This is a genomic window from Leptolyngbya sp. PCC 6406 (genome assembly GCF_000332095.2).
In the GTDB taxonomy this organism is placed as follows: Bacteria; Cyanobacteriota; Cyanobacteriia; order Phormidesmidales; family Phormidesmidaceae; genus PCC-6406.
This window is the reverse complement of record NZ_KI913949.1, coordinates 5,396,147-5,422,417: the sequence shown is the minus strand read 5'-3', so window position 1 is coordinate 5,422,417 and position 26,271 is coordinate 5,396,147. Positions and strand designations below refer to the sequence as shown.

At 56.7% G+C, this 26,271-nt stretch carries 21 protein-coding genes; 13 read left to right on the top strand and 8 right to left on the bottom strand.

Going from position 1 to position 26,271, the window contains the following annotated elements; genetic code table 11:
* Positions 1–69 precede the first annotated feature (69 nt).
* The 3 genes from LEP6406_RS0224225 to LEP6406_RS29565 all read left to right on the top strand — a co-directional run bounded on the left by LEP6406_RS0224225 (position 70) and on the right by LEP6406_RS29565 (position 2,838).
* Positions 70–666, top strand: coding sequence for a hypothetical protein (locus tag LEP6406_RS0224225; RefSeq protein WP_008314836.1), 597 nt, complete (start codon positions 70–72; stop codon positions 664–666).
* A 92-nt stretch (positions 667–758) separates the two neighbouring features.
* A complete protein-coding gene (locus tag LEP6406_RS0224220; RefSeq protein WP_008314842.1) occupies positions 759–1,097 on the top strand; it encodes a carbon dioxide-concentrating mechanism protein CcmK in 339 nt (112 codons plus the stop codon).
* Between the two features lie 805 nt (positions 1,098–1,902).
* Entirely contained in the window at positions 1,903–2,838 is a 936-nt protein-coding gene (locus LEP6406_RS29565; RefSeq protein WP_051463845.1) for a GDSL-type esterase/lipase family protein, read from the top strand.
* On the opposite strand, the gene LEP6406_RS29560 is transcribed toward LEP6406_RS29565, so the two are convergent.
* Positions 2,835–3,164: a hypothetical protein gene (locus LEP6406_RS29560; protein WP_008314851.1), complete on the bottom strand. Its 330-nt coding sequence runs from the start codon at positions 3,162–3,164 to the stop codon at positions 2,835–2,837. The two genes, LEP6406_RS29565 and LEP6406_RS29560, sit on opposite strands and share 4 nt — an antisense overlap.
* Positions 3,165–3,377: 213 nt before the next feature.
* Between LEP6406_RS29560 and LEP6406_RS34530 the strand changes: the two genes are divergently transcribed.
* The 7 genes from LEP6406_RS34530 to LEP6406_RS0224165 all read left to right on the top strand — a co-directional run bounded on the left by LEP6406_RS34530 (position 3,378) and on the right by LEP6406_RS0224165 (position 10,303).
* Positions 3,378–3,725 (top strand): hypothetical protein, encoded by a 348-nt coding sequence (locus tag LEP6406_RS34530; protein ID WP_008314853.1) that lies wholly within the window; start codon positions 3,378–3,380, stop codon positions 3,723–3,725.
* A gap of 178 nt (positions 3,726–3,903) precedes the next feature.
* Entirely contained in the window at positions 3,904–4,143 is a 240-nt protein-coding gene (locus tag LEP6406_RS0224190; RefSeq protein ID WP_008314856.1) for a hypothetical protein, read from the top strand.
* Positions 4,144–4,157: 14 nt separating this feature from the next.
* Positions 4,158–4,424 (top strand): type II toxin-antitoxin system RelE family toxin, encoded by a 267-nt coding sequence (locus LEP6406_RS35055; RefSeq protein WP_008314858.1) that lies wholly within the window; start codon positions 4,158–4,160, stop codon positions 4,422–4,424.
* Between the two features lie 16 nt (positions 4,425–4,440).
* Positions 4,441–4,659, top strand: a complete 219-nt coding sequence (locus LEP6406_RS34525; RefSeq protein ID WP_008314859.1) for a DUF2442 domain-containing protein — start codon at positions 4,441–4,443, stop codon at positions 4,657–4,659.
* A gap of 403 nt (positions 4,660–5,062) precedes the next feature.
* On the top strand, positions 5,063–6,994 hold the full coding sequence (locus tag LEP6406_RS0224175; RefSeq protein WP_008314860.1) for a primary-amine oxidase: 1,932 nt from the start codon (positions 5,063–5,065) through the stop codon (positions 6,992–6,994).
* Between the two features lie 99 nt (positions 6,995–7,093).
* Positions 7,094–8,494: an acetamidase/formamidase family protein gene (locus LEP6406_RS0224170; protein ID WP_008314862.1), complete on the top strand. Its 1,401-nt coding sequence runs from the start codon at positions 7,094–7,096 to the stop codon at positions 8,492–8,494.
* An 864-nt stretch (positions 8,495–9,358) separates the two neighbouring features.
* Positions 9,359–10,303: an oxygen-dependent tRNA uridine(34) hydroxylase TrhO gene (locus LEP6406_RS0224165; RefSeq protein ID WP_008315471.1), complete on the top strand. Its 945-nt coding sequence runs from the start codon at positions 9,359–9,361 to the stop codon at positions 10,301–10,303.
* A gap of 704 nt (positions 10,304–11,007) precedes the next feature.
* On the opposite strand, the gene LEP6406_RS0224160 is transcribed toward LEP6406_RS0224165, so the two are convergent.
* From LEP6406_RS0224160 to LEP6406_RS29550, 3 genes are all read right to left on the bottom strand, one after another.
* Positions 11,008–11,697, bottom strand: a complete 690-nt coding sequence (locus LEP6406_RS0224160) for an NUDIX hydrolase (RefSeq protein ID WP_008315602.1) — start codon at positions 11,695–11,697, stop codon at positions 11,008–11,010.
* A 16-nt stretch (positions 11,698–11,713) separates the two neighbouring features.
* Entirely contained in the window at positions 11,714–13,024 is a 1,311-nt protein-coding gene (locus LEP6406_RS0224155) for a recombinase family protein (RefSeq protein ID WP_008315600.1), read from the bottom strand.
* 188 nt (positions 13,025–13,212) lie between these two features.
* Complete coding sequence (locus tag LEP6406_RS29550) at positions 13,213–16,728, bottom strand: CHAT domain-containing protein (RefSeq protein ID WP_051463844.1); 3,516 nt, start codon at positions 16,726–16,728, stop codon at positions 13,213–13,215.
* Between the two features lie 112 nt (positions 16,729–16,840).
* Between LEP6406_RS29550 and LEP6406_RS0224145 the strand changes: the two genes are divergently transcribed.
* Positions 16,841–17,476: a Uma2 family endonuclease gene (locus LEP6406_RS0224145; RefSeq protein WP_008308196.1), complete on the top strand. Its 636-nt coding sequence runs from the start codon at positions 16,841–16,843 to the stop codon at positions 17,474–17,476.
* Positions 17,477–17,660: 184 nt separating this feature from the next.
* On the opposite strand, the gene LEP6406_RS0224140 is transcribed toward LEP6406_RS0224145, so the two are convergent.
* Positions 17,661–19,388, bottom strand: a complete 1,728-nt coding sequence (locus LEP6406_RS0224140) for an ABC transporter ATP-binding protein (protein ID WP_008308198.1) — start codon at positions 19,386–19,388, stop codon at positions 17,661–17,663.
* Between the two features lie 158 nt (positions 19,389–19,546).
* Here LEP6406_RS0224140 and LEP6406_RS0224135 point away from each other — a divergent pair, with 158 nt between their 5' ends.
* A complete protein-coding gene (locus tag LEP6406_RS0224135; RefSeq protein ID WP_008308200.1) occupies positions 19,547–19,996 on the top strand; it encodes a DUF29 domain-containing protein in 450 nt (149 codons plus the stop codon).
* Positions 19,997–20,357: 361 nt separating this feature from the next.
* Entirely contained in the window at positions 20,358–20,939 is a 582-nt protein-coding gene (rdgB, locus tag LEP6406_RS0224130; RefSeq protein WP_317133864.1) for an RdgB/HAM1 family non-canonical purine NTP pyrophosphatase, read from the top strand.
* Positions 20,940–21,052: 113 nt separating this feature from the next.
* Here the strand turns inward: rdgB and LEP6406_RS30690 are convergent, their stop codons facing one another.
* The 3 genes from LEP6406_RS30690 to LEP6406_RS0224115 form a co-directional block, all read right to left on the bottom strand.
* Positions 21,053–23,167 carry a cache domain-containing protein gene (locus LEP6406_RS30690; RefSeq protein WP_008308204.1) on the bottom strand — a complete coding sequence of 705 codons (2,115 nt, stop codon included), beginning with the start codon at positions 23,165–23,167 and terminating at the stop codon, positions 21,053–21,055.
* A gap of 222 nt (positions 23,168–23,389) precedes the next feature.
* Positions 23,390–24,697, bottom strand: coding sequence for an NF041680 family putative transposase (locus tag LEP6406_RS0224120; RefSeq protein ID WP_008311722.1), 1,308 nt, complete (start codon positions 24,695–24,697; stop codon positions 23,390–23,392).
* A 244-nt stretch (positions 24,698–24,941) separates the two neighbouring features.
* Positions 24,942–26,135, bottom strand: coding sequence for a DNA double-strand break repair nuclease NurA (locus tag LEP6406_RS0224115; RefSeq protein ID WP_008312049.1), 1,194 nt, complete (start codon positions 26,133–26,135; stop codon positions 24,942–24,944).
* Positions 26,136–26,271 lie beyond the last annotated feature (136 nt).

Sequence of the window (26,271 nt, the reverse complement as noted above, 5' to 3'; positions counted from 1 at the left end):
TTCTGCCCCCCCCAAGCCCTTCGGGCAGGCTTCGCCAACACACCCTCACACCCATCCACCCCCCTACCCATGCCCTACACCACCGAGGAACTCCTAGACATCCTGGACCGGGAACTGCGGGCAGCTTGGCGCGGGGAGCGAGTGGTCTTGTCCTCTGCCGAGCGCCTCAACAATTCGGTGGTGGCAAAGGCCCTAGGGGCTGAAAAATTAAGCAAAGTTTTTGCCATCCAAGATTTTCGCGACCAGATTCATCACTATCAGAGAGAGCATCAAGTCTCGGGGCTGGTATGTCACACCTGTCGTTTTGGCGGGCGATCGCTACAGTTTCCGGAACTGCATCCCCAACTCACCGCCATTCCCACTGACAAAATCAGGCTGATTGCTGCCAAATCAGCGGTGGTTGAGTTCTGGCGCAACTCCATCAATGGGTTGCAGTTTTGGCATGTGGGTCGGCCCCCCGCCCCCACGACCCCGACCCATCGGGCGGCAGTGGAGCAATGGATTGCGGAGGCGGAATGGGCGGAGATCGACGCTACCCGCACGGAACTGTACCTCAGCCTGTGCTGGGGCGACCCCAAGGAATGTCACTACGACTGGGGGCGGCCTGCATCGGGCTGCGAACGAATCATTGCCGCGATCGCGGAACCCAGCGCCATCAAGGTATAATGAGGGCTTGGAGCATTTGAGTCATCGGTCTAAAGGGACTCCAATGCAGCACCCTGTTTAATTTGCTGACAACGAATAGAAGCGGTTTTCCTATGCCTTTTGCAGTGGGCGTCATTGAAACTCAGACTTTCCCGGCAGTTCTAGCGGCAGCAGACGCCATGGTCAAGGCGGGACGGGTCACCCTTGTTAAGTACGATCGCTCTGAGAGTGGCCGTCAGTTTGTCGCCATCCGGGGACCTGTCTCTGAGGTTAGACAGGCGATGGAAGCAGGTTTGGCGGCGGGGAACAATATGCCCAACTATGGCACCGTCACTAGCCATTACGTGGTCCCCAACCCTCCGGAGAATCTGGAGGCAGTGCTGCCCATCTATTTCACCGAAGAGTCAGAAGAATTTTGGATTGATGAAATTCGGGCTTTAATTCAGCCCTAACGCTGAACCCAATTTCCATTATTAGAATTTAAAATACGACAACAGCACCCAGAACGGCTTTTTGAAGTGTTTTCCCATGTCTGTTAAGACTATCTAGAGTTGCTTCTAAACGGCATCTTTGAGTGAAGTGAATCACCGTCAAATTTGCCGAACCTATAGCAGGGCTCTCATTTAGATAGTAAAGGGAACACCAAAACCTGGTTGGGTGCTGCTGTCTTTGACGAACTTGGCTCAGATGTTGAATCGATATCCAACCTCCTGTGAATAGGGTCTTAACGTGTCGGTTTGAACTCGGAACTTACGTTCCTTAGTTATTAAGATACGCCGACCCATAAGCGTTGTGGGGGCTTTGAAACCAAAGTTTATCTTCTGTTTAAGAGAATACTATGGGCCGGAAGCCCTGGAGGTCTGGGGCAAAGCAAAAGCAGACGAGGGATTCCCCTAAAGCGCTATCCCTTAGCCTTCAGCAGGACGGGGTGACCCTGGAAAATCGGATCAAAAATATCCTGAACCATCCTCGATACCCCTGTCAAAGGGGAAGTGTTCCTCGTAGGTTTACCGCAGCCTATATCGCTTTGGCCTCTTTGCTTCAGATCCCGAGAACCTCTCGGATGCTGAGTGCCAAGGCAAATAAGCTCGCAGGCTTGTCTTAACCGGACTAGCGACCGCTGCATCGAGTGATTCTCAAGGTTATGATTCCATGGCAGATTTATGCTGGCTGGTGGCACAGGCTTTAGCGGGGAATTGTGCTACCCAGGCAAAAACAGTGTCGCCCCCAAGTGCTATAGCTCCTTGGGGCCGGTCTTTGACCATCGCACCCCCAGCAAACGCCCTGGGAACGGCCTCGACCCTAGCCCCAATCTCGACAACAATTGCCCCCTCACCCCCAGAACATCAACCGCGCTTTAGTCCACCCAGTTGGTGCGATCTAGGCCCCCAGGCAGAAGCAGCCTGTGGAGAAACAGCGGCTCTGGTGCCCGTCACTACCGCTGTCGTGTCACCGACAGCGGTGCCGATCTTCAGCCCCCGAGCCCTTCCCACGGGACCCAGTTCTGGCCCCCAACTCTATCGGCAGCGACAGAGCGCTCTGCAAGCAGGGCAACTCTACACCCGTATTTCTCCAGATAGCTACCGCGATCGCTGGCAGCAGGCTACCACCCAACCCACCTATCTCCAGTGGCGACAGCTTTTAGCCCAGGAGGCCGCCGCCGCCGCCGCTGGCCAAGGCCCAAATCGCCTCGAAATTGTGGTGGGGGATTCCCTCGGCCTCTGGTTGCCCCCCGAAAGTTTGCCCCGCGATCGCATCTGGTTAAACCAGGGCATCTCCGGCGATACCACCGCTGGCGTCTTGGCTCGTCTAGATGCCTTTAGGCAAACCCGCCCCACGGTGATTCACCTGATGGTGGGGGTGAATGATTTGAAAAACAACGTCCCAGAAACCCAGATTGTGCACAATCTGGAACAAATCGTGGCCCAACTCCAGCACCAGCACCCCCAAGCCCGAATTGTGCTGTACTCGGTGCTGCCCACCCGCTGGGACAATATTGGTAGCGATCGCACCCGCTCCCTCAACAACCACATTGCTTACCTCTCTGCCCGCAGCGGTGTAGATTACCGCGACCTCCAGGGTCTTTTCCGCGATGCCGCTGGCATTCTCCGGGCTGAACTGACCACCGACGGCTTGCACCTGAACCGCCAGGGCTATGCCCTGTGGCAGCAGGTGATGGTAGCAGGTATTTAGGTGATTTCTCGATTCAGGGGTTGAGTTTGAATCCAATCAAGGTTGAGGATGTTTTGATTCATGTCGTCGTAGATGGCTTTGCCAATGTAGTAATCATGGCGATCGGCTGCGTCGCCCACATCGCTGGTAATGCAGCCTGCGAGTTGCAGTAAGGGATCGTCGGGTAACTCTAGAGGAGTCGCCACCGCCGGAGCTTCTTGACCGATGAGGTTTTGGGTAAGCAATGGCAGGATTAATGCTTCGGTGGATTGGTTGGTCTGGGCAGCGGTTTGGGTTAGGGCTTGCTCTAGGGCATTGGGCAGGGTGATGGTAAGGGTTTTGGTCATGGGTTTACTCGGTGGGGTTTACAGGGGGTTGGGTTGAATTTGGATGTGGGGGAGGAATAATTTGCTTGCCTTCAACGTTGCCAGCTACACCATAGGCAGGGCCGTAAAAGTGCTGATGAGTTTATCCCTGACTAAATACCCGCTTCATTTGAGCCCCTAGCGCCCAGGATTGACTAGGCTATAGTAAGGGGCAACCACCCCCTCGCCCCTGCTATGACTGGATTAGAGCTGCTAATTGCACCTGCCATCACTGGCTTTAGCGGACTCATTGCTAGTCTGGTCGCAGAGAAGGGTAGCGCCATCCTGAAGCGGCTGGACTGGGACATCGGCAAAAATCTGGCTCTGAGAAAGGCGATGGGGGCGTATGTGCGCCGCTACATTGATCGCCATGGCACGTACCTGATGGTTTTGGGGGGGCCGGGGGTAGGTAAGTCCACCTTCCTCCGCAAAGTGGGGCTGGAGGCGTTGCGGACTTTGGGTCGCCGGACTTTGCAGGCAAGGACCCCGATAATCTACTGGTGCCGCAAGAGATCGTCTACCAGCACCCCTGCATTCCGGTGATGCTGGAGTTGCGCCAATTTGATCGGGCCGATGGCAGCATCAAAGGGGCGGCGGTGCGGGTGTCGCCGCAGGTGTGGGCGGGCATCGAGTCGCGGATGGTGACAGTGGCCGATTGAAGATTTTGGATTGGGGATTTTGGATTACAAGACTAATTTCAAAACGCTAGGAGGCGACTATCATGACCACAACCATCAGCCTGCAAATTTCCCTGGACTCACTCATTCAAGCTGTTTCCTCCCTTGATCTAGAGGCAAAACGACATCTGCTCGACATCATTGAGCAGCAAATCTTTGAGGCAGAAGAAGCTGGTTACATAGAAGATTCAGAGACCAAAGCCGAAATAGAATCTGTCAGGCTTGAGTATCAGCAAGGTGAATTTTCGACCATTGATGATTTTATTCAGGCCCAATCAAACTGAACAGAGCAAACATCATGCCTTACGCAGTGATTGTTTCCAAGTCGGTGCAGAAGCAGATTCTCAAATTGCCAGCTTCAATCAGACTCAAAGTTCAGGAAAAGCTCCTGATGCTCAAGTCAGAACCACACCCACATGGAGCCTTGAAGTTGAAAGGCTATGATCATCAGTATCGAATCAGGATTGGAGATTATCGGATCAGATACGAAATTTTTGACGAAGAGCTCAGGATTCAGGTTCTACAATGCAAGCACCGCAGAGAGGTATACAGAGACAAAAACTGATTAAGGGAAACTCGTGATGACTTTGGAAACGTCCGGGAAAAGCAACTTTCAAGTAGAGGTTAATGCTATCTCGGCTCATGGACTGTGTTTGCTTTGTGGCGATCGCGAGTATTTCCTACCCTATGATCAGTTCCCCTGGTTCCAGGATGCCCCGATCAAACACATCTTCAACCTAGAAGAACCCCACCCTGGCCATCTCTACTGGCCTGACCTGGATATTGACCTATTCTCTTGACATCATCACAATACCCCGATCGCTTCCCCCTGATTAGTGAGGTTATGGTTCGCTGCAAGGCGGCGGTGCGGGTGTCACCGCAGGTGTGGGCGGGCATTGAGTCGCGGATGGTGATAGAGAGCTTCACCGTACAGCGCTGCAACAGATCCTCGATTTGTCTCACAGCTCAAGCCTTAGACCCGGCCTTTCATTCCAGGGTAATCTCTATCCTCGCGGTAAGACCTCCTGCTGTAAGACCTCGGAGGTTTTAGAAACCTCCGAGGTCTGGTCTGGGCAGGGCACCAGTAACAGGGGACACATAATCTCCAGAGCAGAAACTTATTATGACAAGTACAAGAGGCTTGACAGCCTTTGTCAGTTAAATACGCCTCAATACTGCCCCTAACTACCTGCCCAGATTCCCATGACCCTCGCCCAAGAACGCCCCACTCTCACCACCACCACCCATCCCCTAGAGCCCTTGACCCCAGAGGAAATCTCCGCCGCCGTCGCCATTCTACGGCGAGAAAAGTCCCTGGGAGCCAGTGCCCGCTTTGCCTCCGTCACCCTCAACGAGCCCCCCAAAGCCACCGTGCTGGGCTTCAAGCTGGGGGATGCCATCGAGCGGGAAGCCTTTGCCATTGTGCTCGACAACGCCACCGCCCAAACCTATGAAGCGGTGATCTCCCTGGCGACAGGCTCCGTGAAATCCTGGCAGCACATCCCCGGCGTGCAGCCACCGATCATGTTGGATGAATTTGTGGAATGTGAGGCGGCGGTCAAGGCCAGCCCCGAATTTCAAGCCGCTATTGCCAAACGCGGCATCACCGACCCCAGCCTGGTCATGGTCGATCCCTGGTCCGCTGGTCACTACGGCCTAGCAGAAGAAGACGGCGTTCGCCTTTCCCGCGCCCTGTGCTGGGTGCGCGCCAACCCCACCGACAACGGCTACGCCCGCCCCATTGAAGGCGTCATTCCCGTGGTGGATCTGAACAAAATGGAGGTGATTCGGGTCGAAGACCACGGCATCGTGCCCCTGCCCCCCAAAGACGGCAACTACGCCACCGAATACATCCAAAACTACCGCCAAGACCTCAAACCGTTAGAGATTATCCAGCCCGAAGGCCCCAGCTTCGAGGTCGAAGGCCACGAAATCCGCTGGCAAAAGTGGAAAATGCGCGTGGGCTTTACCCCCCGTGAAGGGCTTGTGCTCTACACCGTCAGCTACACCGACCAAGGGGAAGAACGGCCCATTTTCTACCGCGCCTCCCTAGCGGAAATGACCGTGCCCTACGGCGACCCCCAGCCCCACCACTACCGCAAAAACGCCTTCGATGTCGGGGAATACGGCATTGGCTCCCTCGCCAACTCCCTCACCCTAGGCTGCGACTGCCTGGGCGAAATTCACTACTTCAATGGCTTCATCACCAACTCTCGCGGTGAAGTCGCCCAGATCAAAAATGCCATCTGCCTCCACGAAGAGGACTTCGGCATTCTCTGGAAGCACGTAGACTGGCGCACCGAAGAAACAGAAGTTCGTCGCTCCCGCCGCCTGGTGGTCTCCTTCATTGCCACCGTCGGCAACTACGAGTACGGCTTCTACTGGTACTTCTACCAAGATGGCACCATTCAATACGAGGTGAAACTCACCGGCATTGTCAGCACCGCCGCCGTCGCCCCTGGGGAAGTGCCCAAGTACGGCACCCTGATCGCCCCTCAACTCTACGCCCCCATCCACCAGCACATTTTTAACGTGCGCTTAGATATGTGCGTGGATGGCATGAACAATTCCGTCTACGAAGTGGATATCGAGCCCGAAGACGATGACCACAACCCCTACGGCAACGCCTTCTACGCTAAATCCACCCTCCTACCCACGGAACTCGCCGCCCAGCGCCGCATCGACCCCATGAAAGGGCGCTACTGGAAAATCGTCAATCCGACAAAAACCAACGCCATGGGCTATCCCACCGCCTACAAACTAATGCCGGGGGAAAATACCCTGCCCCTAGCCCGCCCCAACGCCAGCGTGATTAAACGCGCTACCTACATGACCCAGCACCTCTGGGTCACCCCCTACAGCCCCGACGAGAAGTTTCCCGCTGGCAACTACCCTAACCAAAGCCCCGGTGGCGAGGGACTGCCCCAATGGACCCAGGCCGATCGCCCGGTGGAAAACACCGACTTGGTGGTGTGGCACACCTTTGCCCACAGCCATTCCCCCCGCGCCGAGGACTGGCCAGTCATGCCTGTCTCCACCATTGGCTTTATGCTCAAGCCCCTGAATTTCTTCGATGAAAATCCCGCTAACGATGTCCCACCCTCAGCGAGTCAGCACCATTGCTGCCAGTCCTAGTGTTCCGTCAATTGCTGTCACCTACCATACAGACGCTAGATCTATTAAGAGAAAGGATAAAGGCGAATGAGCCCAAAAAATTCTCTTTGGAGCGCAAAAATGCCTGATAAGCGCAAAAAACGCTGGGTCAAAACCTGGCCTGCGTTATCCATTGCCACCATCGCCCTCTGTGTCATCGCCAGTTTTCTGCCCATTGGCATGACCCCGGCTAGCGATGCAGTGCCTCCCCTCGAAACCGCCCTACCCACAAGCTGTAGCACCGCAGCCACCAGCCCGCGTCACTTTAAGCTAGCTGCTAGCCCTGAAACAGTGCACTGGGGGTTCTATAGCAAAAACCTGCCTCCCGTAATCTCGGTGCAGTCCCAGGACTACGTCACGCTTGAAAGTATTACCCACCATGCTGGGGATGACTATGAACGCATGGCGGCGGGTGACCCTGCCATTGAGAGCATTTACCACTGGACCGAGGAAGAACAGACGATTACCAATCGCGGTCCCGGCGTCCACGTTCTCACGGGTCCGGTTTATGTGTGCGGGGCAGAACCGGGTGACCTCTTGGAGGTGCGCATTGTCGATCTCAAGCTGCGGCCTAGCGGCAATCCTCTCTATCGAGGCAAAACCTTTGGTTCCAATGCCTCTGCTTGGTGGGGATATCAATACGACAACTTGAAGGAAGATCCCGCCCCTCGGGAAGTGATCACCATCTATGAGATGGATGCTACGGGCGAACGGGATTGGGCCGAAGCGGTCTACCGCTATAAGTGGACCCCCCAAACCACTCCCGATGGCGTCGTTCATGACACCATCGATTACCCCGGCATCATCGTGGATCACAGCACCGTCACCGAAATTGAAGAAACTCTGGAAGGGGTAAAGATTCCCCTGCGGCTGCACTTTGGCTCCATGGGGGTCGCCCCTGGCGAGGTCGATGTGGTGGATTCCATTCCCCCCAGCTACTTCGGGGGCAACATGGACAATCGCAATATTGCGGTGGGTACCTCCATGTACTATCCCGTTTCGGTGCCGGGAGCCCTCTTCTCTGGGGGAGATGCCCACGCCTCTCAAGGAGACTCGGAGCTAGATGGCACTGCGATTGAAACCTCCATTACTGGGGTGTTTCAGTTCATTGTTCATAAGCAGGCCGACCTGGAGGGGACGATTCTCGAAGGTGTCAACTATCCTCTCCTAGAAACCCCTGATTCCTGGATTGTGCATGGATTTACCTTCCCCAACTACCTGGAGGCTTTGGGGGATGAGGCCCAATCCAAAATCTATGAGATGTCTTCTCTAGATCCGGCCCTCAAGGACAGTTCCGCCAAGCTCCGGGACTTTTTGATGAGTGGCATGAATCTGACCGAGGATGAGGCGTTTTCCTTGATTACCGTCGGCGCGGATTTTGCCATCACCCAGGTGGTGGATGGCAACTGGGGTGTCCACGGCATTATTCCTAAGGGCATTTTTGCCGAGGAGAATGTCAAGCCTAAGCCGTCGATAAGCTAAGGGTTCCAGAGTTGTCTCTGTAGTATCAGATGCTGCCGAACGGCAGCATCCTACTTTCGTGAGCCCTCACCCTAAATCCCTCTCCCAAGGAGGGCTGCTGCTTATACATATAGCGGTTCCCTAATGGATGAGGTACAGCTCAACTTGATGGTAATTCGGGGAACAAGGGGCTTAAGCCCCTTGCCTGTACTGAACCCGAGCGAGAAGCGCTATAAGTCCTCATTTAGACGCACGTCCCTTATGTCTTGAAACAAGCTGAAAAGCTTGCTACGTCGTTGTCTCCATACAAACATCCAGTTCCCTGTTCGCGTTAGCGGCTCCCCTAGGGAGCAACGGAGTCGTTGGCTTTGCCGCCCCGGAGGGGCTAGGGAACGGCCAGAACCCGGTGGTGTGGCTGGCTTTCTCCCTTCGGGAGACGCAGGGCGTATAGCCCAAGGGGCAATAGCCTTAGGCATGGCTACGCTAAGGCTAAAGCTAGGGCGTAGCCTGTCTGAAAGACTTGCGACTCCGCTCAGCCAGCGTTCAACGGGCTCGATTCTCCGTAACCTTCCAAGTCGTGTCCCCTATCCAGATGACTTGCTCTATAGCGATCCTGCATAAGCTTTGAGCAAGCGTTTTGTTCCGTGGGTTACGCTTCGCTTCACCCACGCTACGAAGATCTTCAAAAATCAGAATGGAAATTGCTGGGGCAATGCTGGGTTCCCGAAACCATTTCCTAGAATGATAAAAGTATCCAGAAACAGGGTATCAACTCAAAGTGGGACAAATCTCCTGGGGAGAAGTCAGGCGTCAGACGTTGAGAATCCAGGAGACTCCTGACTCCTAGCTCCTGACTCCTAGCTCCTAAATTCCTCGGAAGCAATATTGTCTCGGCTTACGTTGATACCCCAGAACCGTACCCAGATTCAGGGAGAGGACCGCGCGGTGATTGTCGCCACCTTCTACAAATTTGTGGCTCTGCCCGACTGCCACCAGTGGCAAGAACGGCTACAGGCCCAGTGTGACGCCACCGCTCTGCTCGGCACCATCCTGCTGGCCACAGAAGGCATCAATGCCACCATTGCCGGGAGTCGAGAGGCCATTGATGATCTCCTCGCTACCCTGCGCCAAGACGAGCGCTTCACCGACCTAATGGTTAAGGAGTCCACCGCCACCGCGCCTCCCTTTGGTCGTATGAAGGTCAAGGTCAAGCGGGAAATTGTCACCCTGGGCTGCCCCGAGGCCGACCCTAGCCAGCGGGTGGGCACCTACGTTCCCCCAGAGGGCTGGAACACCCTGATTCAAGACCCTGAGGTGGTGCTCATCGATGCCCGCAATGACTACGAGGTGACGATCGGTACCTTTCAAGGGGCCGTAAATCCTGGCACCGCCGCCTTTCGCCAACTCCCCAACTCCCTCAACCAGACCCTCGACCCCACCCAGCACCGCAAGGTGGCCCTGTTTTGCACTGGGGGCATTCGTTGCGAAAAGGCCACGGCCTACCTACTCCAGCAGGGCTTTGAACAGGTCTACCATCTCCAAGGCGGCATTCTGAAATACCTAGAGACCGTCCCCGAGGAGCAAAGCCTCTGGCAGGGGGAATGTTTTGTCTTTGATGAGCGGGTGGCGGTGGGCCACGGGCTGCAACCGGGCAGCTATGATCTCTGCCGCGCCTGCGGCCACCCCATCAGCGCGGCGGACAAGGCCCACCCCCAGTATCAACCGGGCATCGCCTGTCCCCACTGCCACAATACCCTGACCCCAGTGCAGCGCAGCCGTCAGCAGGAACGCCAGCGCCAGTACGAACAGCGCCACGGACAGGAGTTGTAGAGACCTGAGTTCGACTTAAGCTTCGCTGCCCATCCGCCAGGGAATAAATTGCCCTGGCGGATGGGCAGAAGTCTGTTAAAACAGACTCGCCCCCCTATCTCCAGCCCAGCTCCTAGTACTGGGCGGCGTAAATACCCTGGCCGTTCTCTCGTGGCATACTCGGCCCCTCACCCTAGCCCTCTCCCAAGAGGAGAGGGGACCGGAAAATGTTGGGCTGACGCGACAATAGTGGACTGATTTACGCTCTGCGGTACTAGTCCATTTTTAATGGACTTATAGCGGTTCCCTAATGGATGAGGTCCAGCTCAACTTGATGGCAATTCGGGGAACAAGGGGCTTAAGCCCCTTGCCTTTACTTAACACGACTTGGAAGGTTACAGAGAACCGAGCCCGTTGACTGCTGGCTGAGCGGAGTCGTTCGCGCAGCGTCTCCCGAAGGGAGAAAGCCAGCCACACCACCGGGTTCTGGCCGTTCCCTTCGACTCCGCTCAGGGAACTGGATGTCTGTATGGAGCCAACGATGTGGCAGGCTTTTCAGCTCGTCCCAAGACATAACCTTCCAAGTCGTGTACTTAACCCGAGTGAGAAGCGCTATAAGCCTGTTAGCCGGGAATTTTGAATTCCCGGCGGGGTGACAGCGCTGATACCGAATTGACGTTTTTTAGCCCTCTACTCCTTGTCGAACTCAGGTTATAGAGAGTGACCTAAAGCTCAAAGCTGAAGCCCGATTTGGTGAGGGTGGTGTAGCGATCGCAATCGAAGCAGTAGAGTTGGGCGGCGCGGTGGGGTACCCCCTGTTCCTTTTCCGGTAAAGGCCGTAGGAGATTCATCTTGAGGATTTTTTTACGGAAGTTGCGCTTGTCGATCGCGGTTCCCAAGATCACCTCATAAAGCCGCTGAAGTTGGGTCAGGGTAAACTTTTCCGGCAATAGCTCAAAGCCGATGGGGGCATAGCGAATCTTGGCTCGCAGCCGGGTCAGGGCACAGTGCAAAATTGCGGTGTGGTCAAAGGCTAATTCCGGTAGATTCTCTAGCCCAAACCAGTCCACGGCGCGGGCATCGGTGGCGGCGCGGAGGGCATGATCGCGCAGGTTCACGAGGGCATAGTAGGCGACGGAAACAATGCGATCGCGGGGATCTCGCTCCACCGCGCCAAAGGTGTAGAGCTGTTCCAGAAACACCTGCTCCATCCCCGTTTCCTCCCGCAGTTCCCGCCGAGCGGCCTGCTCCAGGGATTCCTCGGGGCGCACAAAGCCCCCCGGTAGCGCCCACTCCCCCGCAAAGGGCGGCAGTTTACGCTGAATCAAGAGCACCTGGAGTTGATCCTGGGCATCCAGGCCAAACACCACACAGTCCACCGTCAGCCCCAAGCGGGCATACTGGGCCTCCACCATTGCCCTCTATCACTCCTTAAAACACAAACTTAATCGCCACAGACCAATCTTGTCCCTCACGGACCAACTCTACCTGGCGGATGAATTCTCGCAGATAGACCCGCCGCTCTGCCTCTGACAGGTCATACCAAAACTGGGGAATGGAGAGGGTCTGGGCAATCTCGGGCAAATTTTCTGGGGGCAGTTGCGATCGCTGTTGTTCGAGGGCGGCAATGTCGCTGCGGAGGGTATAGGCCCGCAGGTCTGCGGTGGTTTCATCCAACACCCCCGCCGCCACTAAGGGGGGCAACTGGGCCAAACTGTCCTGCTTGGCGGCAATCTGACGCTGGATTCCCGCCTGGATGGCCCCGATGGGGGGCAGGGGTTGGGTTGCGATCGCAGGGGGGAGATCTCGACAGACAGTGGCAATGGTGCTCTCTAGCACCGCATCGTAGGGAATCGCCCCACAGGGTTTTGCCCGTGGACAGGCGCTGGGGCGCAGATACAGGTAGGTCTGATCTCGGCGGGGACGGCTCACGGGGGCCACCCGCAGGGTGCTGCCGCATTCCTGACATTGCACTAGCCCTGCGAGGGACCGCTGGGCGCTGGCGGTGCGGGGGGGGAGGCGGCGGTTGCGGCGCAGCAGCCGATCTACCTGGGCCGCCTCATCCCGCCCCAGGATGGGGGTATGGGTATCGCGCACTACCCGACCATCCTGGTAGAGCAGATCGCCGCGATAGACCGGATGGGACAGCCATCGCTGTCCGGTGGAGGCGGAGATGCGCTTGCCGTAGGTCTTGGCCAAATACCGCACCGCCCCCCGCAGGGAGCCAAAGAGGAGAAACTGCTCAAAAAAGTCCTTCACCACCGGAGCCGCTGCCCGATCTAGGGTGTAGCGATCCTTGCCGCGTCGATAGCCGTAGGGAGCCCGCCCCGGTGGCGGTTGGGCCTTCACCCGGTTGCGGGCATGGCCCAACCGCAAACTATCCCGGCGTTGTTGTTGCGCGATCGCAGCGGTCGCCGCCACCACCGCCACCACATCTCCCTCGGGAAACGGCCCCTCCGCCAGGGAGGTGAGCTGAATTCCCTGTTCCTGAAGTTGGGTGACAATGGGTGCGATCGCATCCGGCGAGTTCCCCAATTCCGCCCACCGCCGCACCCGCACCTCTGCCACGGTGCCCCCGGCACAATCCTGCAAGAGCTGCTGCAATTGGGGACGAGACTGACCGGATTGGGATTCATCGCCACCAAAATCTCGATAGACCCGCACCACCTCTGCCCCCCACAGATCGTCAGGGGGCGCAGACTCTAACAGGGGATGGGTATAGAGATAGGCAAAAACCGTCAAGGGCTATATCTGTATTAAATTAATTGTCCACACGCCCCAAGCTGAAACGAATACGATATCTGGTTGATAGCAACCACTCTGCAAAGGGCGCACAGCCCTGATGGGCATTAACTTAAGCGTAACCCTTGGACCTGATTACGTTCCAGCCTTCCCTCATTCTGCGGAACGAGCAAGCCAAGGCCCTGTCCCTAGAGTCCATTGCCAATCAAAATAAACGGTGCCCAGTAGTAGGGATGGGCCAACGTCCCCCCCGGCACCAAGGGTTGCCCCGTGACGGTGCTAAAGATTTCAATGCCGCGATTGCCCCCCACCGCCGCAAAGTCATTGGTAATCAAAGCGACCTGAGCCTGACGCAGAGCCTCCGCCTTGGGCAAGCCCACCTGCATCGCCCCATAGAAGGCATCCATCAACACCTGGGTACCGCCATCACTCACCACCCAGAGAGATGCGATCGCGGCTCTTGCTCCCGTCCGCTGAATCTGGTAGCCAAACCCCAGAATCTCTTCCCCCGTGCCCAACTCCGGTCCACTCACCGCCGTTTCACAGGCACTCAACACCACCAAGTCGATGTTGGGCAAGTCCCACTGATCCAGGTCGAACAGGGTAATGCGATCGCCATCCCCCAGCAAGATGAACGAGTCATTGGGATGACCAGACTGGAACGTTCCGTGGGTTGCCAAGTGAATAATGGTGTGGTTCCCCAGCCGAGGCTCAATAGCTTGGCGGTTGAACCCCGCACTGAAAAACGCCACTGTGCCCGGTAAGTTGGCCTGGAGATTCTCCACCTCCACCTGGGCATAGGGCAGACCACTGAACGGTCGTTGTACCCCCGCTACCTCCACCACCAGATCTTGAGCGGGGAAAGCGCCAGCCAGGATGCTGAGGGGTGCTGACTCCGCCTGGGAGAAGTCCATCAGGGAGGCGGCGGTGATGTGGTTGAGGGTGTAGCGCTGGGTCAGCCATTGGTCACCGTCATGCAAAGCGGCGAGGGGAATGTAGCGCAGTTGGCCGTCTGCGGCGTAGAGGATGGTTTCGGCTCCGGCGGCATCAATCTCGTCAGCGAGGGGCGCGATCAGCCATTGGTACAACTGCTGAGCGTTGGGGAGGGAGTTGCTGAAGGGATCCTCAATGTCGGAACGGAAGGCGGCGATCGCCCGGTTCAGCTCTACCCGGTCAACGGGGACGGTGTGGCGGGAGATGCCGCTGGTGGTGACGAGGATTAGTTCGAGGCGATCGTCGAGGACGAGGGGATAAAGCAGGGCGGCGTTACCGGCCTGTTGCAGGTTCCCTTGCAGGCGGGCGAGTTGTTCGGGGTTGGGGTTCTGGCTGCGGGCGTTGCGTTGGAGTTGGGCAATGCGATCCGCCACGTCTCCACTGGTGAAGAAGGTTTGGGGATCGGTATTGGTTTCTAGGTGGGTGTAGAAGCGATCAAGGATTTCCCGCTCGGGTGGCCAGAAGGAAATGCCCTGGCGGGTTTCCTCGGTGCCTCGGACGTTGCGGAGTTGATAGTCTTCGAGTTCTTGCAGTTTGAGCAGGTCGAGGACTTCTTGGGCTTCGAGGACGCGATCTTGTTGGAGGAGGAGGTCGGCGAGGAGGCGGTAGTCGGCGGCGACGATGTCGGTGAAGGCTTGCTGAAGGTCGCGATCTAGTTGGCGGATCTCGCCGCGTATGGATTCGCGGATATCGACAGCAGCTTTGAGGAAGGTGATGGCCAGTTCGGGCTGGTTGCGATCGTTGAGGAGTCTGCCGAGGTTATTGAGGGTGGTGGCAGTTCCGACGCGATCGCCAATCTCGCGGCGAATGGCTAAGGACCGTTGATATAGAGCCAATGCTTGGTCACTCTGCTCCAGAGTGAGGTAAGCAAGACCCAAATTGTTCAGAGCGTTTCCTTCACCAGTTCGGTCTCCAATCTCACGGGCAATTGTCAGAAATTGCTCATCAAGGTCAAAGGCACGACGATAGTTTCCCAGACCGCGATAAGCAGCACCCAAATTTCCCAGCACAGCGCCTTCCCCAGCTCGGTTGCCAATGCTACGGGCGATCATTAGGCTTTGTGTGTGGAACTCAATGGCTGAGTGATAGTCTCCCAAACTCCAGTAAGCAATGCCCAAGTTACCTAGGGCTCGACCTTCTCCAGCGAGGTCGCCAATTTCCTGAGAGATCATTAACCGTTGCTCAAAGAATCCAATAGCACGGTGGTAGTCTCCTAAGCTCAGATAAACAACGCCCAAACTGTTCAGGGCGTTTCCTTCACCAGTACGGTTACCGACAGCCTGAGAGATCGCCAAGTGTTGTTCAAAAAGCTCAATAGCTCGTTGATAGTTCCCAAGACCCCAATAAGCATTGCCTAAATTCCCTAGGGCTCCCCCTTCTCCAGCCCGATCTCCAATTTCCCTGGAAATTACCAGATGTCGCTCAAAAAGCTCAATGGCGCGGCGATATTTTCCCAACCCAAGGTAAGCGCTGCCCAAATTCCCTAGGGCTCTACCTTCTTCAGATCGGCCTCCAATTTCCCTGGAAATCACCAGATGTTGCTCAAAAAGCTCAATAGCGTGGCGATAATCTCCTAGATTGCGATAAGCAGCCCCCAGATTCCCAAAGGTAGTTCCTTCCCCAGATCGGTTACCGATGGCTTGAAAGATAGTGAGAACCTGCTCATGAAGCTCAATGGCACGGCGGTAGTTTCCCAGGCTGTTGTAAGCAATGCCCAGGTTCCCCAGAGCAGTCCCTTCTCCCAGTTGGTCGCCGATTTCCTGGGAAATCGCTAAGTCTTGCTCAAAAAACTCGATAGCGCGGCGATAGTTCCCCATGCCTAAATAAGCAGAGCCCAAATTCCCTAGAGCCCGTCCTTCCCCAGCCCGGTCGCCGACAGCCTGGGCGATCACTAGGTGTCGTTCATAGAATTCAATGGCACGACGATACTCCCCTAGGCTGTTGTAAGCAATGCCTAAGTTCCCCAACGCAGTACCTTCACCAAGTCGGTCGCCGATTTCCTGGGAAATCGCCAAATCTTGCTCATAGAATTTAATGGCTTGGCGATAGTCTCCTAGGCTGAAATAAGCGTTACCCAAATTCCCTAGAGCAACTCCTTCCCCAGCCCAGTTGCCAATAGTCTGGGAGATTGCCAAATGTTGCTCAAAGAACTCAATGGCACGGTGATAGTCGCCCAAAACCAAATAAGCAGTGCCTAGATTTCCCAGGGCGCGCCCTTCCCCAGCGCGATCACCTCCAGCACGATATAGCTGTAATGCCTGCTCCCAGGAGTTAATTGCTCTTTGAAACTGATTCTGGTTGTACTGTTGAATACCTTGCTGAAGCAGTCGATCCGCTTCGCTTAGGCGGCTATCCGCCTGAGCCAAAATCTGGGGCGGTTCCGCCACTAGGGGTAACGGCTCCACCTGTAGCCCTTCCCCATTCAGCGGGCCGAGATTCCAGGGTTCTTGTATCGTTCCTAAACGCAACGAGTCACCCGCGCCAAAGAACCCTGGGCTCTGGGTCACTAAGGGGACAGGTTCCTGGCGACCGATCTGACTACCCGCCCCGCTACCGTTAAGGAACCTGTCCCCGACCCCCCGTAACTGCCCTGGGTTCTGAGCGGCCTCCCCCGCCAGTTGCATCGCGGGTACCAGCAAGGCAGAGCAGAGGGCAAAACCGAGCAGCTTGGCGAGGCGGGCCATGGGGCAATCTCCGGCGATGGGTAACATCAACAACTATTGCTGAGCCCAGTCAACTTATTCAACCCATGCAGTTGGGAGGGGCCTTCTCTCACCCACTCGATACAATGGGCCTATCGCCTCATTGCCCAGTTCAAAACCCATGGTTGCCCTCCCCGCCACCCACTCCCCCCTTTCCTCCGAGGAGTACCTCGCCGCAGAAGCCGATAGCCCCACCAAGCACGAATATCGGGATGGGGAAGTCTATGCCATGGCCGGGGGCACCGATGCCCATGTCACCATTGCCCTCAACCTTTGGGCACTCTTGCGGGGACACCTCCGCACAGGTAAATGTCGAGCCTATGCCTTGGACATGAAGGCGTGCATTGAAACCCTGAATCGCTATTATTACCCCGACGTGATGGTCACGTGCGACGATCGCGATCGGGCCAACACCACCTGCAAACGCCACCCCTGCCTGATTGTTGAAGTGCTTTCCGAAGGGACCGAAGCCTTCGACCGGGGGGATAAGTTTTTTGACTATCGCCACCTTGATAGCTTGCAAGAATATGTGCTGATTTCCCAGACCCGGCCCCACGCGGAGGTTTTTCGCCGCAATGCCGAGGGCTTGTGGGTACTGCATCCCCACAGTGAAGGGGATACCCTCACCCTCACCAGTGTCGGCTGGGCGGGGTCAATGGCGGCTCTCTACGAAGCCGTGGAATTTTCCCCATCCATCCCTGAACCAGATGGAGAAACGGACGGTCAAACGATTGGGGGCGGGGCGGAGGCTTCCTGAGCACTGGCGCGTTCCGGCAACAACACCCCAGCAGCAGACAGCCACAGCACCAAGGTGTTCTCACCTGACTGGTGACAGCAATCAAGATCAGGTCGGGACGGTTTGCTGTGTATGCCGCTGAACTGACCACAATAGCGGGTAGATCAGTAACCACCGGCAGCGGGAACTTGCCCCGTTCCTTCCCCTACTTTTGAAACTGCTGGTCATAGAAGTAGGCATAGCGATCGCCCTTGGCCAGCAGCTCCTCATGGGTACCCGCCTCCACAATAAAGCCTTGATCCATCACTAGAATTCGATCCGCCCCCCGCACCGTGGCCAGACGGTGGGCAATGATGAAGGCCGTGCGATCGCCCATCAGCCGTTCCAGAGCCTCCTGGACCAGATTTTCTGACTCGGAATCCAGGGCCGATGTGGCCTCATCTAGAATCAGAATTCGGGGATTGAGAAGAACCGCCCGCGCGATCGCAAGTCGCTGGCGCTGCCCCCCCGAAAGATTCACCCCCCGTTCCCCCACCCAAGCATGGTAGCCCTGGGAAAACTGCATGATGAACTCGTGGGCATTAGCGGCCTGAGCCGCCGCCTGCACTGCCGCCAGGTCAAAATCCTTCTGGCCAAAGGCGATATTCTCCGCGATCGTGCCGGAAAACAGCGTCGTTTCCTGGGGCACAATGCCAATCTGGCGACGCAGACTCTTGAGGGTAACCGTGCGGATATCAATACCATCAATGAAAATCTGCCCCCCCTGGGGATCGTAGAACCGAGGCAGCAGATTCACCAACGTCGTTTTACCCGCCCCCGAAGATCCCACCAAGGCGATCTTTTCCCCCGGCATCGCCTGGAGGGAAATCCCCTGGAGCACAGGTTCCTCTGGGGTGTAATGGAAGGTCACATGGCGATATTCCACCTTGCCGGTGACAGCAGGTAGGGGCTGGGCATCGACAGCTTCCCCCACCGCAGGCTCAATGGCAAATAGCTCAAACACTCGGTCTACCGAGGCTTCCGCCTCCTTAAACAGGTTGTAGTTTTCCGTGGTGTGGGTCACCGGGTCAATCAACAACAGGGCCGCCGCCACATAGCTGCCAAAGGCTTCCCCCGTCAGATTTCCCGAAGCAATCTGCCAGCTCCCCACCAAAAATAGAATCAGCACAATCAAGGCATAGAGCAGTCCCACCACCGGGTACTGCACCGCCAGCAACCAAGCGGCCCGATAGCGAGCCTTGCGGTTGCGCTCCGCCTCCTCCGTAAACCGCTGGATGGCATAGTCCTCAGCGGCAAAGGCCCGCACCAGACGAATGCCGCTGAAAACCTCCGTCAACTGGGAAGACAAGTCCGACACCAGATTTTGACTGCGGCGAGAATAGCTCAACATCCGCTCCCCAAACCAACCCACCAGCAAGGCCAGGGCGGGCACCAGGATAAAGGTGGTCATGGTGAGTTGCCAGTTCAGCCACAGCATGTAGGCCAGCACCACAATCAGTTGCAGCAGGCTGGGGACGAAGTCTTGAAACAGACGTTTGATCACCTCACCGATGCGGTCCACATCCTCCGTGAGGCGGTAGGCCAAATCCCCCGTCTGGGATCGCTCAAAATAGGCCAAGCTGAGGCTCTGGAGATGGCGATAGACCTGAACCCGTAGGTTGAAGGTGGCGGTAAGTGCCGCCTTGGACATCAGGGAGTCTTGGCCGTACTGTCCCAGCTTATGAATGGTGAAGCCCACCATCGTGATCCCCGCTGTCTGGGCCAGGGCCACCACCTGCCCCTGCACCAGCAGGGACAGCATTCGCCCCGCCAACCAAGCCAGCAAGGGCCAAAAGGCGGTGAAGACCAGGGTACAGAGCAGGGCATAGGCAATAGTGCGCCACTGCTGCTGAACGTAGGGCAAGAGATTATGGTAGTTAGAACGCGGTGCCAAGCGATCGCCTCACGGATTCCGACTGCATCCCTCACGCTATCAGTTTTAGAGTGTTCCAGCTAAATCCCTGTACCGGATCCTGCGCGGGGGGAGAGTTATTCTAGATAAAGTTAGATGGGCAATTAGATCCAGGCGATCATGACGGGGGATAGGCAAAAGTGAGCAATCGCGACTCGACCCTGTACGACACAGATTTCTATGGCTGGGTGCAGCAACAGGCGGCCCTGATTCAGCAAGGACGATGGGGAGAGCTGGATGCTGCTAACGTGCAGGAGGAATTGGAAAGCTTGGGCCGATCTGAAAAACGGGCGCTGACCAGCCAGATCGCTAGACTCTGCTGCCATCTACTGAAATGGCGCTATCAACCGGCCCGCCGCAGTCGGTCCTGGGTTCTGAGTATTCGGGGAGCACGACAAGATATCACCACCTTGCTGCGAGACAACCCCAGCCTCAAAGGGAAATTGGACGAGGTGTTTGCCGATGGCTATGGGCGCGGGCGACTGATGGCTCTGGAGGAGACTGGACTCAGCGATGGCGAGATCCCGGAAATTCCTCCCTTTGATCTAGAGGGGGCCATGGCCCTTGAGATCGTCCTCGGCGAGGCTTAAGGGACGTGCGTCTAAATAAAGTACCGGAACCGTTGAGCACTGGTAGGGTGCATAACGCTAAGGCGCGGCTTCGCCCACGCGCAGCAATGCACCCATAGGCAAGGTGGCAATTGGTACCTTATTTTCTTGCGAGTCCCTAAGGGAACGTATCTCCGCTAGTTCCCAAGTCCAGGATTGCGCTGGAATTCCCTGATCCCTAATAATGCCCTTGCAGCGCCCTGGCGCTGATTTATATCGTGTTCGGCTAATTGCCCACAATTTTGAACAGGGCGAACAGCCGTTCGCCCCTACTAACCACCCAATAGACTTGTGTGGCTAATTAAACGGACTTGATATTTAGATGGAATCCTCTGCGAGAAATATGAACATGCCCACAGTTGTGGTGGCCACTGGAAATCCCGGTAAGGTTCAGGAAATGAATGCCCACCTGGCGGGGCTGGGGTGGAACCTGGTACTGAAGCCCCAGGAGATTGACGTAGAGGAGACCGGGACAACATTTCTGGAAAATGCGCGGCTGAAGGCGACGACGGTGGCCATGGCGACAGGGCAATGGGCGATCGCAGATGACTCTGGCCTTGCTGTGGATGCTCTGGGGGGAGCACCAGGGTTGTATTCCGCTCGGTATGGCCGGGACGACCGCGCTCGCATTCAACGGCTCCTGGGGGAACTGGGGGATACCTCCCACCGCCAAGCCCAATTTGTCTGTGCGATCGCACTAGCCCGCCCCGATGGCACCATCGCCCTCGACACCGAAGGCATCTGTCCTGGGGAAATCACGATGGCCCCCCAAGGCAGCGGCGGCTTCGGCTACGATCCCATTTTCTACGTGCCCGCCCTGGGTAAAACCTTTGCAGAGATGGCCCCCGCCGAGAAGGAACAGTGCAGCCATCGGGGGATCGCCTTTGCCCAACTTTTGCCTGCACTGCGGGATCTGGACCTCTGAGGTAGCCCCCTTAGCAGTAGGGATCAAATAACGTGGAATAGCCGTCCCGGCTGTCCACGGTCAGGCAAGATGCCTAACCCACAAGAATTGCAGATTATAAGGATTCGGATTCCTTAGCGCTTTTGCTTAAAGACCCAGACGCCATCCCAATCTGGCGGCACCCCCTCAGTCATCAAAATCTCCAGCCGATCCATATAAATTTGGGCTGCGCCATCTTCAGGGTTGATCTGGAGCACCCGGTTAAAACAGTGCCGCGCCCCCGTCCAGTCGCGATCGCGATAGCACTGCACCCCCGTCGCAAACTCCTCCAGACTGGCTAACTTTCGCGATCGCAGATCCGGCTCCTCCGCCCCCAGCACCTCATAGATGTCCAGAGATCCTCGACGCCCCTTCACCATCACCCGATCCAAAAACCGGAGGGGAAACCGCTGGGGATCTGAGAGTTGATTAAACACCTCCTCCGAGATCACCAAGGGCGCACTATACACCTTCGACAGTCCCTCCAACCGGGCTGCCAAATTCACCGTATCCGAGAGAGCATCCCCCTGCATCCGCGTCGGCTCCCCGATAATGCCCAGCATCATCGGCCCCGTGTGCAGACCAATCCCAATCTTCACCGGAATATGCCCCGGCCCAATCCCCTCAGTGTTATAGGCCCGCACCTGATCGAACTGAGCCAGAGCCGCCGCAATCCCATCCTCCACCGCTTCAGGAAACACCGCCATAATGCTGTCACCAATGAACTTGACCACAATCCCTCGGTGGCCCCGAATCTCCGGCGAAATTCTCTGGAGATAGTTATTCATAAACTCCGCCAGTGCCCCAGGAGACATGCGCTCCACCAGCCCCGTAAATTGGCGAATATCCGCAAACATCACCGTCATGGTCTGACTGATGTAGTCCCCAAGCTGCACCTCCGTCACATCCCGCTTTTGGAAGAGGGCCAAATACTCCGGTGGAAAAAATCGGGCAAAGGCATTTTTCTGAGCCTCTAGGCGACCAAAGCTTTGCCGCAGGTCCATCGCCATGGAATCCACCGACCGCGCCAGTTGACCCACCTCATCGGTGCGAGCCGAAGGCAGGGGTTGGTCCCAGTTACCCCGAGCAATTTCCTTCACCGCCTGGTTCAGCTTCAGGATAGGCTCCGTCATCCGTCGAGTAGAGGCAATACCCACCCCCAGGGCAATCACCAGGGCAATAGCACAGAGCAAGATGGTGATACGGGTATTGGTGTAAATTTGCCCCATGATGTCTGCCTCCGGCACCACCACCACAATCAACCAATCCAGGCCAAAGCCATCACTAAAGGGCAGCACCTCTAGAAAATGCCGCTGGCCCTTCAGGGGAAAGGCGAGCTGCTGAGATCGCTGAATCCGATCAAACTGGCCAAACTGCCCCAGGAGGTAAGCCGCCGACTGTTGCACTAGGGGATCGGTACTATTGATGGCCTGCAAAAATTGCCCCTTGCCCTCCACCTTTAGCAACAGTGGCTCATCGGTAGAACTGGCAATCAAGTTACCCCTGCGATCCACCACAAAGGCATGGCCCGACTGACCAATATGCAACTGGCTGAGAAACGCTCTAAACTCCTCTGGCAGCACCACATCCGCTGCACAAACCCCCAGCAATTGACGGCCCTGGCGATTGTCATAGACAGGGAGGCTCGCCGTGATATTAGGCAACCCCGTCGTGAAGGCCAGGTAGACATCGGTCCAAGCGGGCTGCTCAGCAGTGATGGCGGCTCGAAACCAGGGCCGTAGACGGGCGTCGTAGCGTTCCTCGGCACGGCGGATGAAGTGCTGGCGATAGCCCCGTACATCCAGGGTGTAGTAGTCGCGAAAGAAGTCATTGCTGCGATTACTGTAGGAAAACTCTAGCTCTCCGGTATCCGGCGATCGCAACACGCCAAAAAACTCCCCTGAGCGGGCGCTACCACAATAGACCAGGGCAATATTGGGATAAATTTTCATCTGCTGAGAAAGCAGAGGTTCCCCGTAGGCAGCGTTCCGAATATCCAGATCCCCACTGCTGAAGGCGGTGGCATTGAGACGATTCAGGGCATGGGGATCGCCAAAATAGCTGGCCAGTTCTCCCTCAATACGGGCGGAAATTTCTGTCCGCAACTGGGAAGCAAGGTTCTGCATTGCCTGCTCCCCATTGTGGAGGGAGAGATACCCCACTAGCCCCACTGCCACCACTAACTGCACTAGGACAGGCACTGTAAACATGACCCGTAAGGACGGGTAACGGATACGGTGCCGAACTCTACGAAGTAGGGCACCAAGGGTAAGCGGCAAGCATTTCACGGCAAGAGGGGGGCAACATCAGGATCATCGGGGCAGAATGACACCTTTGCCAGTGTCTTTATTATCATTGGAGTTTAGACTAAGGCAAATTTTCTCCCTGAGGATAGGGAGAGAAGAAATAGCGATTTGAGGGCGATCGGAGAGCTAAGCGACCGTTTGCGACGTTTTTTTGGGTCGACTAGGGCGTTTTCTGACCGTGGGATAGCGAGGTTTGCGGTTACGGTTTTGACCTTTGGGCCACCCAGGGGACTTTCCACGGGGTTTGGGAGCCTGGGCGGGAGAGCCCAACCGGGCTAAAAGTGAGGCAATGGAATCAGCGACCCGTCCGGGGGTAAGGATAGGCAGCTTTTTCTGCCAGGGCAGAGGGGCATCCTGCACAAGGTCTCGGGCGAGCCAGAGTTGCCAGGTGGCCAAGGGCATCAGATCGCTCCAGCGCTCGGCGGCTTTGGGTTCACCGAGTTTGGGCACCATCCAGTGAAGGCGCTGCTTCAAGAATCGGTACCAGTGCTCTAGGGCAAAGCGTCGCAGGTAGCGTTGCCAGAGGTGCTCAAGGTCGGGCATCGTGTCGCCGACCCAGACTAACCACAAGGGGCGAATCGAGCGGGGCTGGCCGTCCTCACCAAGACGTTGAACCTGAATCAGGGTCATGGGATGCGGGGCGGCTTGGCGAAAATGCATCTGGTGCCAAGCGCGCACCCGCACAGCACCCAATTTCGGATCCACAACCGTCAGGTCTTGGTTAGGCTCTGGCCAGGTTGCGGGGTCATTAGGCTTGAAACAGTCGCCATGAACTCGGGGCCGTCCCCGACCTGAATAGGGGGGCGGGGCACCCCAGAGATTGCGGTTAGAGCGCAGACGCATCAGCTTGTCGGCCTTAATGTCCGCTGTTTTCAGCACAAAGCTGGCACAGCCATATTCGCTATCCCATAGGCTCAGCGGACGATGGGGTAAGGACTGGCACACTTGTCTGAGTTGAAAGGCGGCTAAGCTAATCGGGCTCTCCCAACTGGTGATCCGCTCATGGCGTAGGGGCAGCGCCCAACTGCCTTCGGCTTCAGGAACCCACGCTAAGGTGCTATACCCTTGACCTAGACTCACCGGACCTAAACTCCCGCCCCCATTGGCCTGATGCTCATGGGTGCGCTCCCGTAACCGTTTCGCCTCTGGCCGTGGCCATCCGGTATGGTCTCCCGCTAGCACAATCGGGCCATCGCTCGGGAGCTGCTCCAGATAGAGGCGCATCAGCCGTTGCCGTTGCGGGCGACTATCTTGCAGGGCCTCATAAGCACTCGGCCACTTTCGTCGAAATAGCGGGGACTGCGAGAGTTCCACAAAGCTAGAGAGATGACGGCTGGTCAGCACCGCATCAACGAGTTCAAAGGTTGCGTCGCGTGCCCGGCCCAGATACTTATGGGCGCGGTGCCGGAATCCATACAAGCTATCGTAAGTCATAGGCCGGTGCCGAGATGGGTTGTACTTTCTCAGCTTCGGCTAAAAAGCGGCCCGAGCCTTGCTCTGCCGCTTTTTTCTATGGCTTTAGTCTAAACTCCAGTTATCAATGTCCAGTCGGAAATTACAACCACACTTGAAGACAGTAAGGATGTAGGGCTATGCCCGTGCGAAGCAGAATGAAAGGGGCTTGCAAGACGCACAAAGGGTTCGGTCACCCGTCAATCATTTATGAATTGCCTGAGCACTAGCGACGGCGAGTTTTGCTAATCATCTTGCGGGAAAAACGTAGATTCAAGTCTTCCCGGTCGGCCCAGTCCTGAAGGATGCGGTAAAACAGTTGCCGATCTGGGCCTTGCAACACTGCTGTTTGGTCAGCGGTTTCGATGGCGTAGGGATAGCCGCCCCCCACAATCACTTCCGCCCGTACCCAGTTCAATACCGTTTCCAATTGCCCCGCGTCCCAGAGCCAGCGGGGCAATTCTAATCGAGCTGGGGGCCGATCGCGGGTGGTTTGGAGATAGGTAAAGGTGACCTGATCCCCCAGATCGCCATACTTGTCCAAAATGCCCTCGCGATCGCAGATCAATAGGGGGGTGCGATCGCCCCAGGCCATCAGTGGCGACAGCATTTGGACATCGTGGAGGGTATCAACTGCCGCGATGGCCTCTTTGGGCCGTTCCCTGACCATCGCGGCGGAGCAATGGGGAATCAGGGTCATCAGATCACGGGCAGAAGAAGTATCTACATAGCCCACTAGGGGGACACGATAGCGATCGCTGGCGGCTAACAGCTTTACCATGGCGCTGACGTAGGCATCTTGGCTGTCTTTGTCAAAGGCGTCGGCAAAGGTGACCACCAGGGAGCCATCAAAGAACACCAGGGTGCGATCGGGTTGGGCGCACTGGGCCATATAGTCCACGAGGCGCTGGGTTTCCATCTCAAAGCGGCGGATATTGACCCGGCGGTCAGCAGGTTCCATCACTCCCTTGGTTTTTAGATCCTGGGGGGTTAAAACCTCTAGCTGCACATCCTTGTGGTAATCTCCCGATTCCGTATGGGGGTTTTCAAACCAGCCGATCTGCACCAGGGCCACTGAGAGGGAAACATCTTTGCTGGGGAAAATTTGTGACCCATCCACCGCAAAGGTGGTGATGCCAGAAAGGTGCGATCGCACCCAGTCTAAACTGTCCTCCCGGCTAGGCCATTTCCGTCCAAAGGGCACCACTCCCTTGCGGACGGCGGCAAAGGGTTCCAGAGGTCGCGCCCCCACCCGTGCCTTAGGCAGGGCATTCGCCAGCGCCTCCCCAGGCCCCTGGGTCAACTGTTGCCAAAGCTGCCGATAGCGCCGGAGATCCTGCTGCATCGTACTGTTGAACCGGGTGAAGTCCTGACGTTTGCTGTCCAGGGCCGTCAGGATTTGACTGGGGCTCACTGGCATAGGGCGGCTCCTAGAAAAGGGACTGAAGCGACAGGTTTCTGACGACCTAGGGGCTGTGGACAATCAAAGCCAGACTCCTTGTTATAGGGCGGTTACAGCCCCTAGCTTGATCCAGTAGGTGGGGCGTGGTCATGCC

Coding starts and splice junctions, on each gene's coding strand:
- LEP6406_RS0224225 (WP_008314836.1), top strand. CDS start 70: ATGCCCTACACCACCGAGGAACTCCTAGACATCCTGGACCGGGAACTG.
- LEP6406_RS0224220 (WP_008314842.1), top strand. CDS start 759: ATGCCTTTTGCAGTGGGCGTCATTGAAACTCAGACTTTCCCGGCAGTT.
- LEP6406_RS29560 (WP_008314851.1), bottom strand. CDS start 3,164: ATGACCAAAACCCTTACCATCACCCTGCCCAATGCCCTAGAGCAAGCC.
- LEP6406_RS34530 (WP_008314853.1), top strand. CDS start 3,378: ATGACTGGATTAGAGCTGCTAATTGCACCTGCCATCACTGGCTTTAGC.
- LEP6406_RS0224190 (WP_008314856.1), top strand. CDS start 3,904: ATGACCACAACCATCAGCCTGCAAATTTCCCTGGACTCACTCATTCAA.
- LEP6406_RS35055 (WP_008314858.1), top strand. CDS start 4,158: ATGCCTTACGCAGTGATTGTTTCCAAGTCGGTGCAGAAGCAGATTCTC.
- LEP6406_RS34525 (WP_008314859.1), top strand. CDS start 4,441: ATGACTTTGGAAACGTCCGGGAAAAGCAACTTTCAAGTAGAGGTTAAT.
- LEP6406_RS0224175 (WP_008314860.1), top strand. CDS start 5,063: ATGACCCTCGCCCAAGAACGCCCCACTCTCACCACCACCACCCATCCC.
- LEP6406_RS0224170 (WP_008314862.1), top strand. CDS start 7,094: ATGCCTGATAAGCGCAAAAAACGCTGGGTCAAAACCTGGCCTGCGTTA.
- LEP6406_RS0224160 (WP_008315602.1), bottom strand. CDS start 11,697: ATGGTGGAGGCCCAGTATGCCCGCTTGGGGCTGACGGTGGACTGTGTG.
- LEP6406_RS29550 (WP_051463844.1), bottom strand. CDS start 16,728: ATGTTACCCATCGCCGGAGATTGCCCCATGGCCCGCCTCGCCAAGCTG.
- LEP6406_RS0224145 (WP_008308196.1), top strand. CDS start 16,841: ATGGTTGCCCTCCCCGCCACCCACTCCCCCCTTTCCTCCGAGGAGTAC.
- rdgB (WP_317133864.1), top strand. CDS start 20,358: ATGAACATGCCCACAGTTGTGGTGGCCACTGGAAATCCCGGTAAGGTT.
- LEP6406_RS30690 (WP_008308204.1), bottom strand. CDS start 23,167: ATGTTTACAGTGCCTGTCCTAGTGCAGTTAGTGGTGGCAGTGGGGCTA.
- LEP6406_RS0224120 (WP_008311722.1), bottom strand. CDS start 24,697: ATGACTTACGATAGCTTGTATGGATTCCGGCACCGCGCCCATAAGTAT.
- LEP6406_RS0224115 (WP_008312049.1), bottom strand. CDS start 26,135: ATGCCAGTGAGCCCCAGTCAAATCCTGACGGCCCTGGACAGCAAACGT.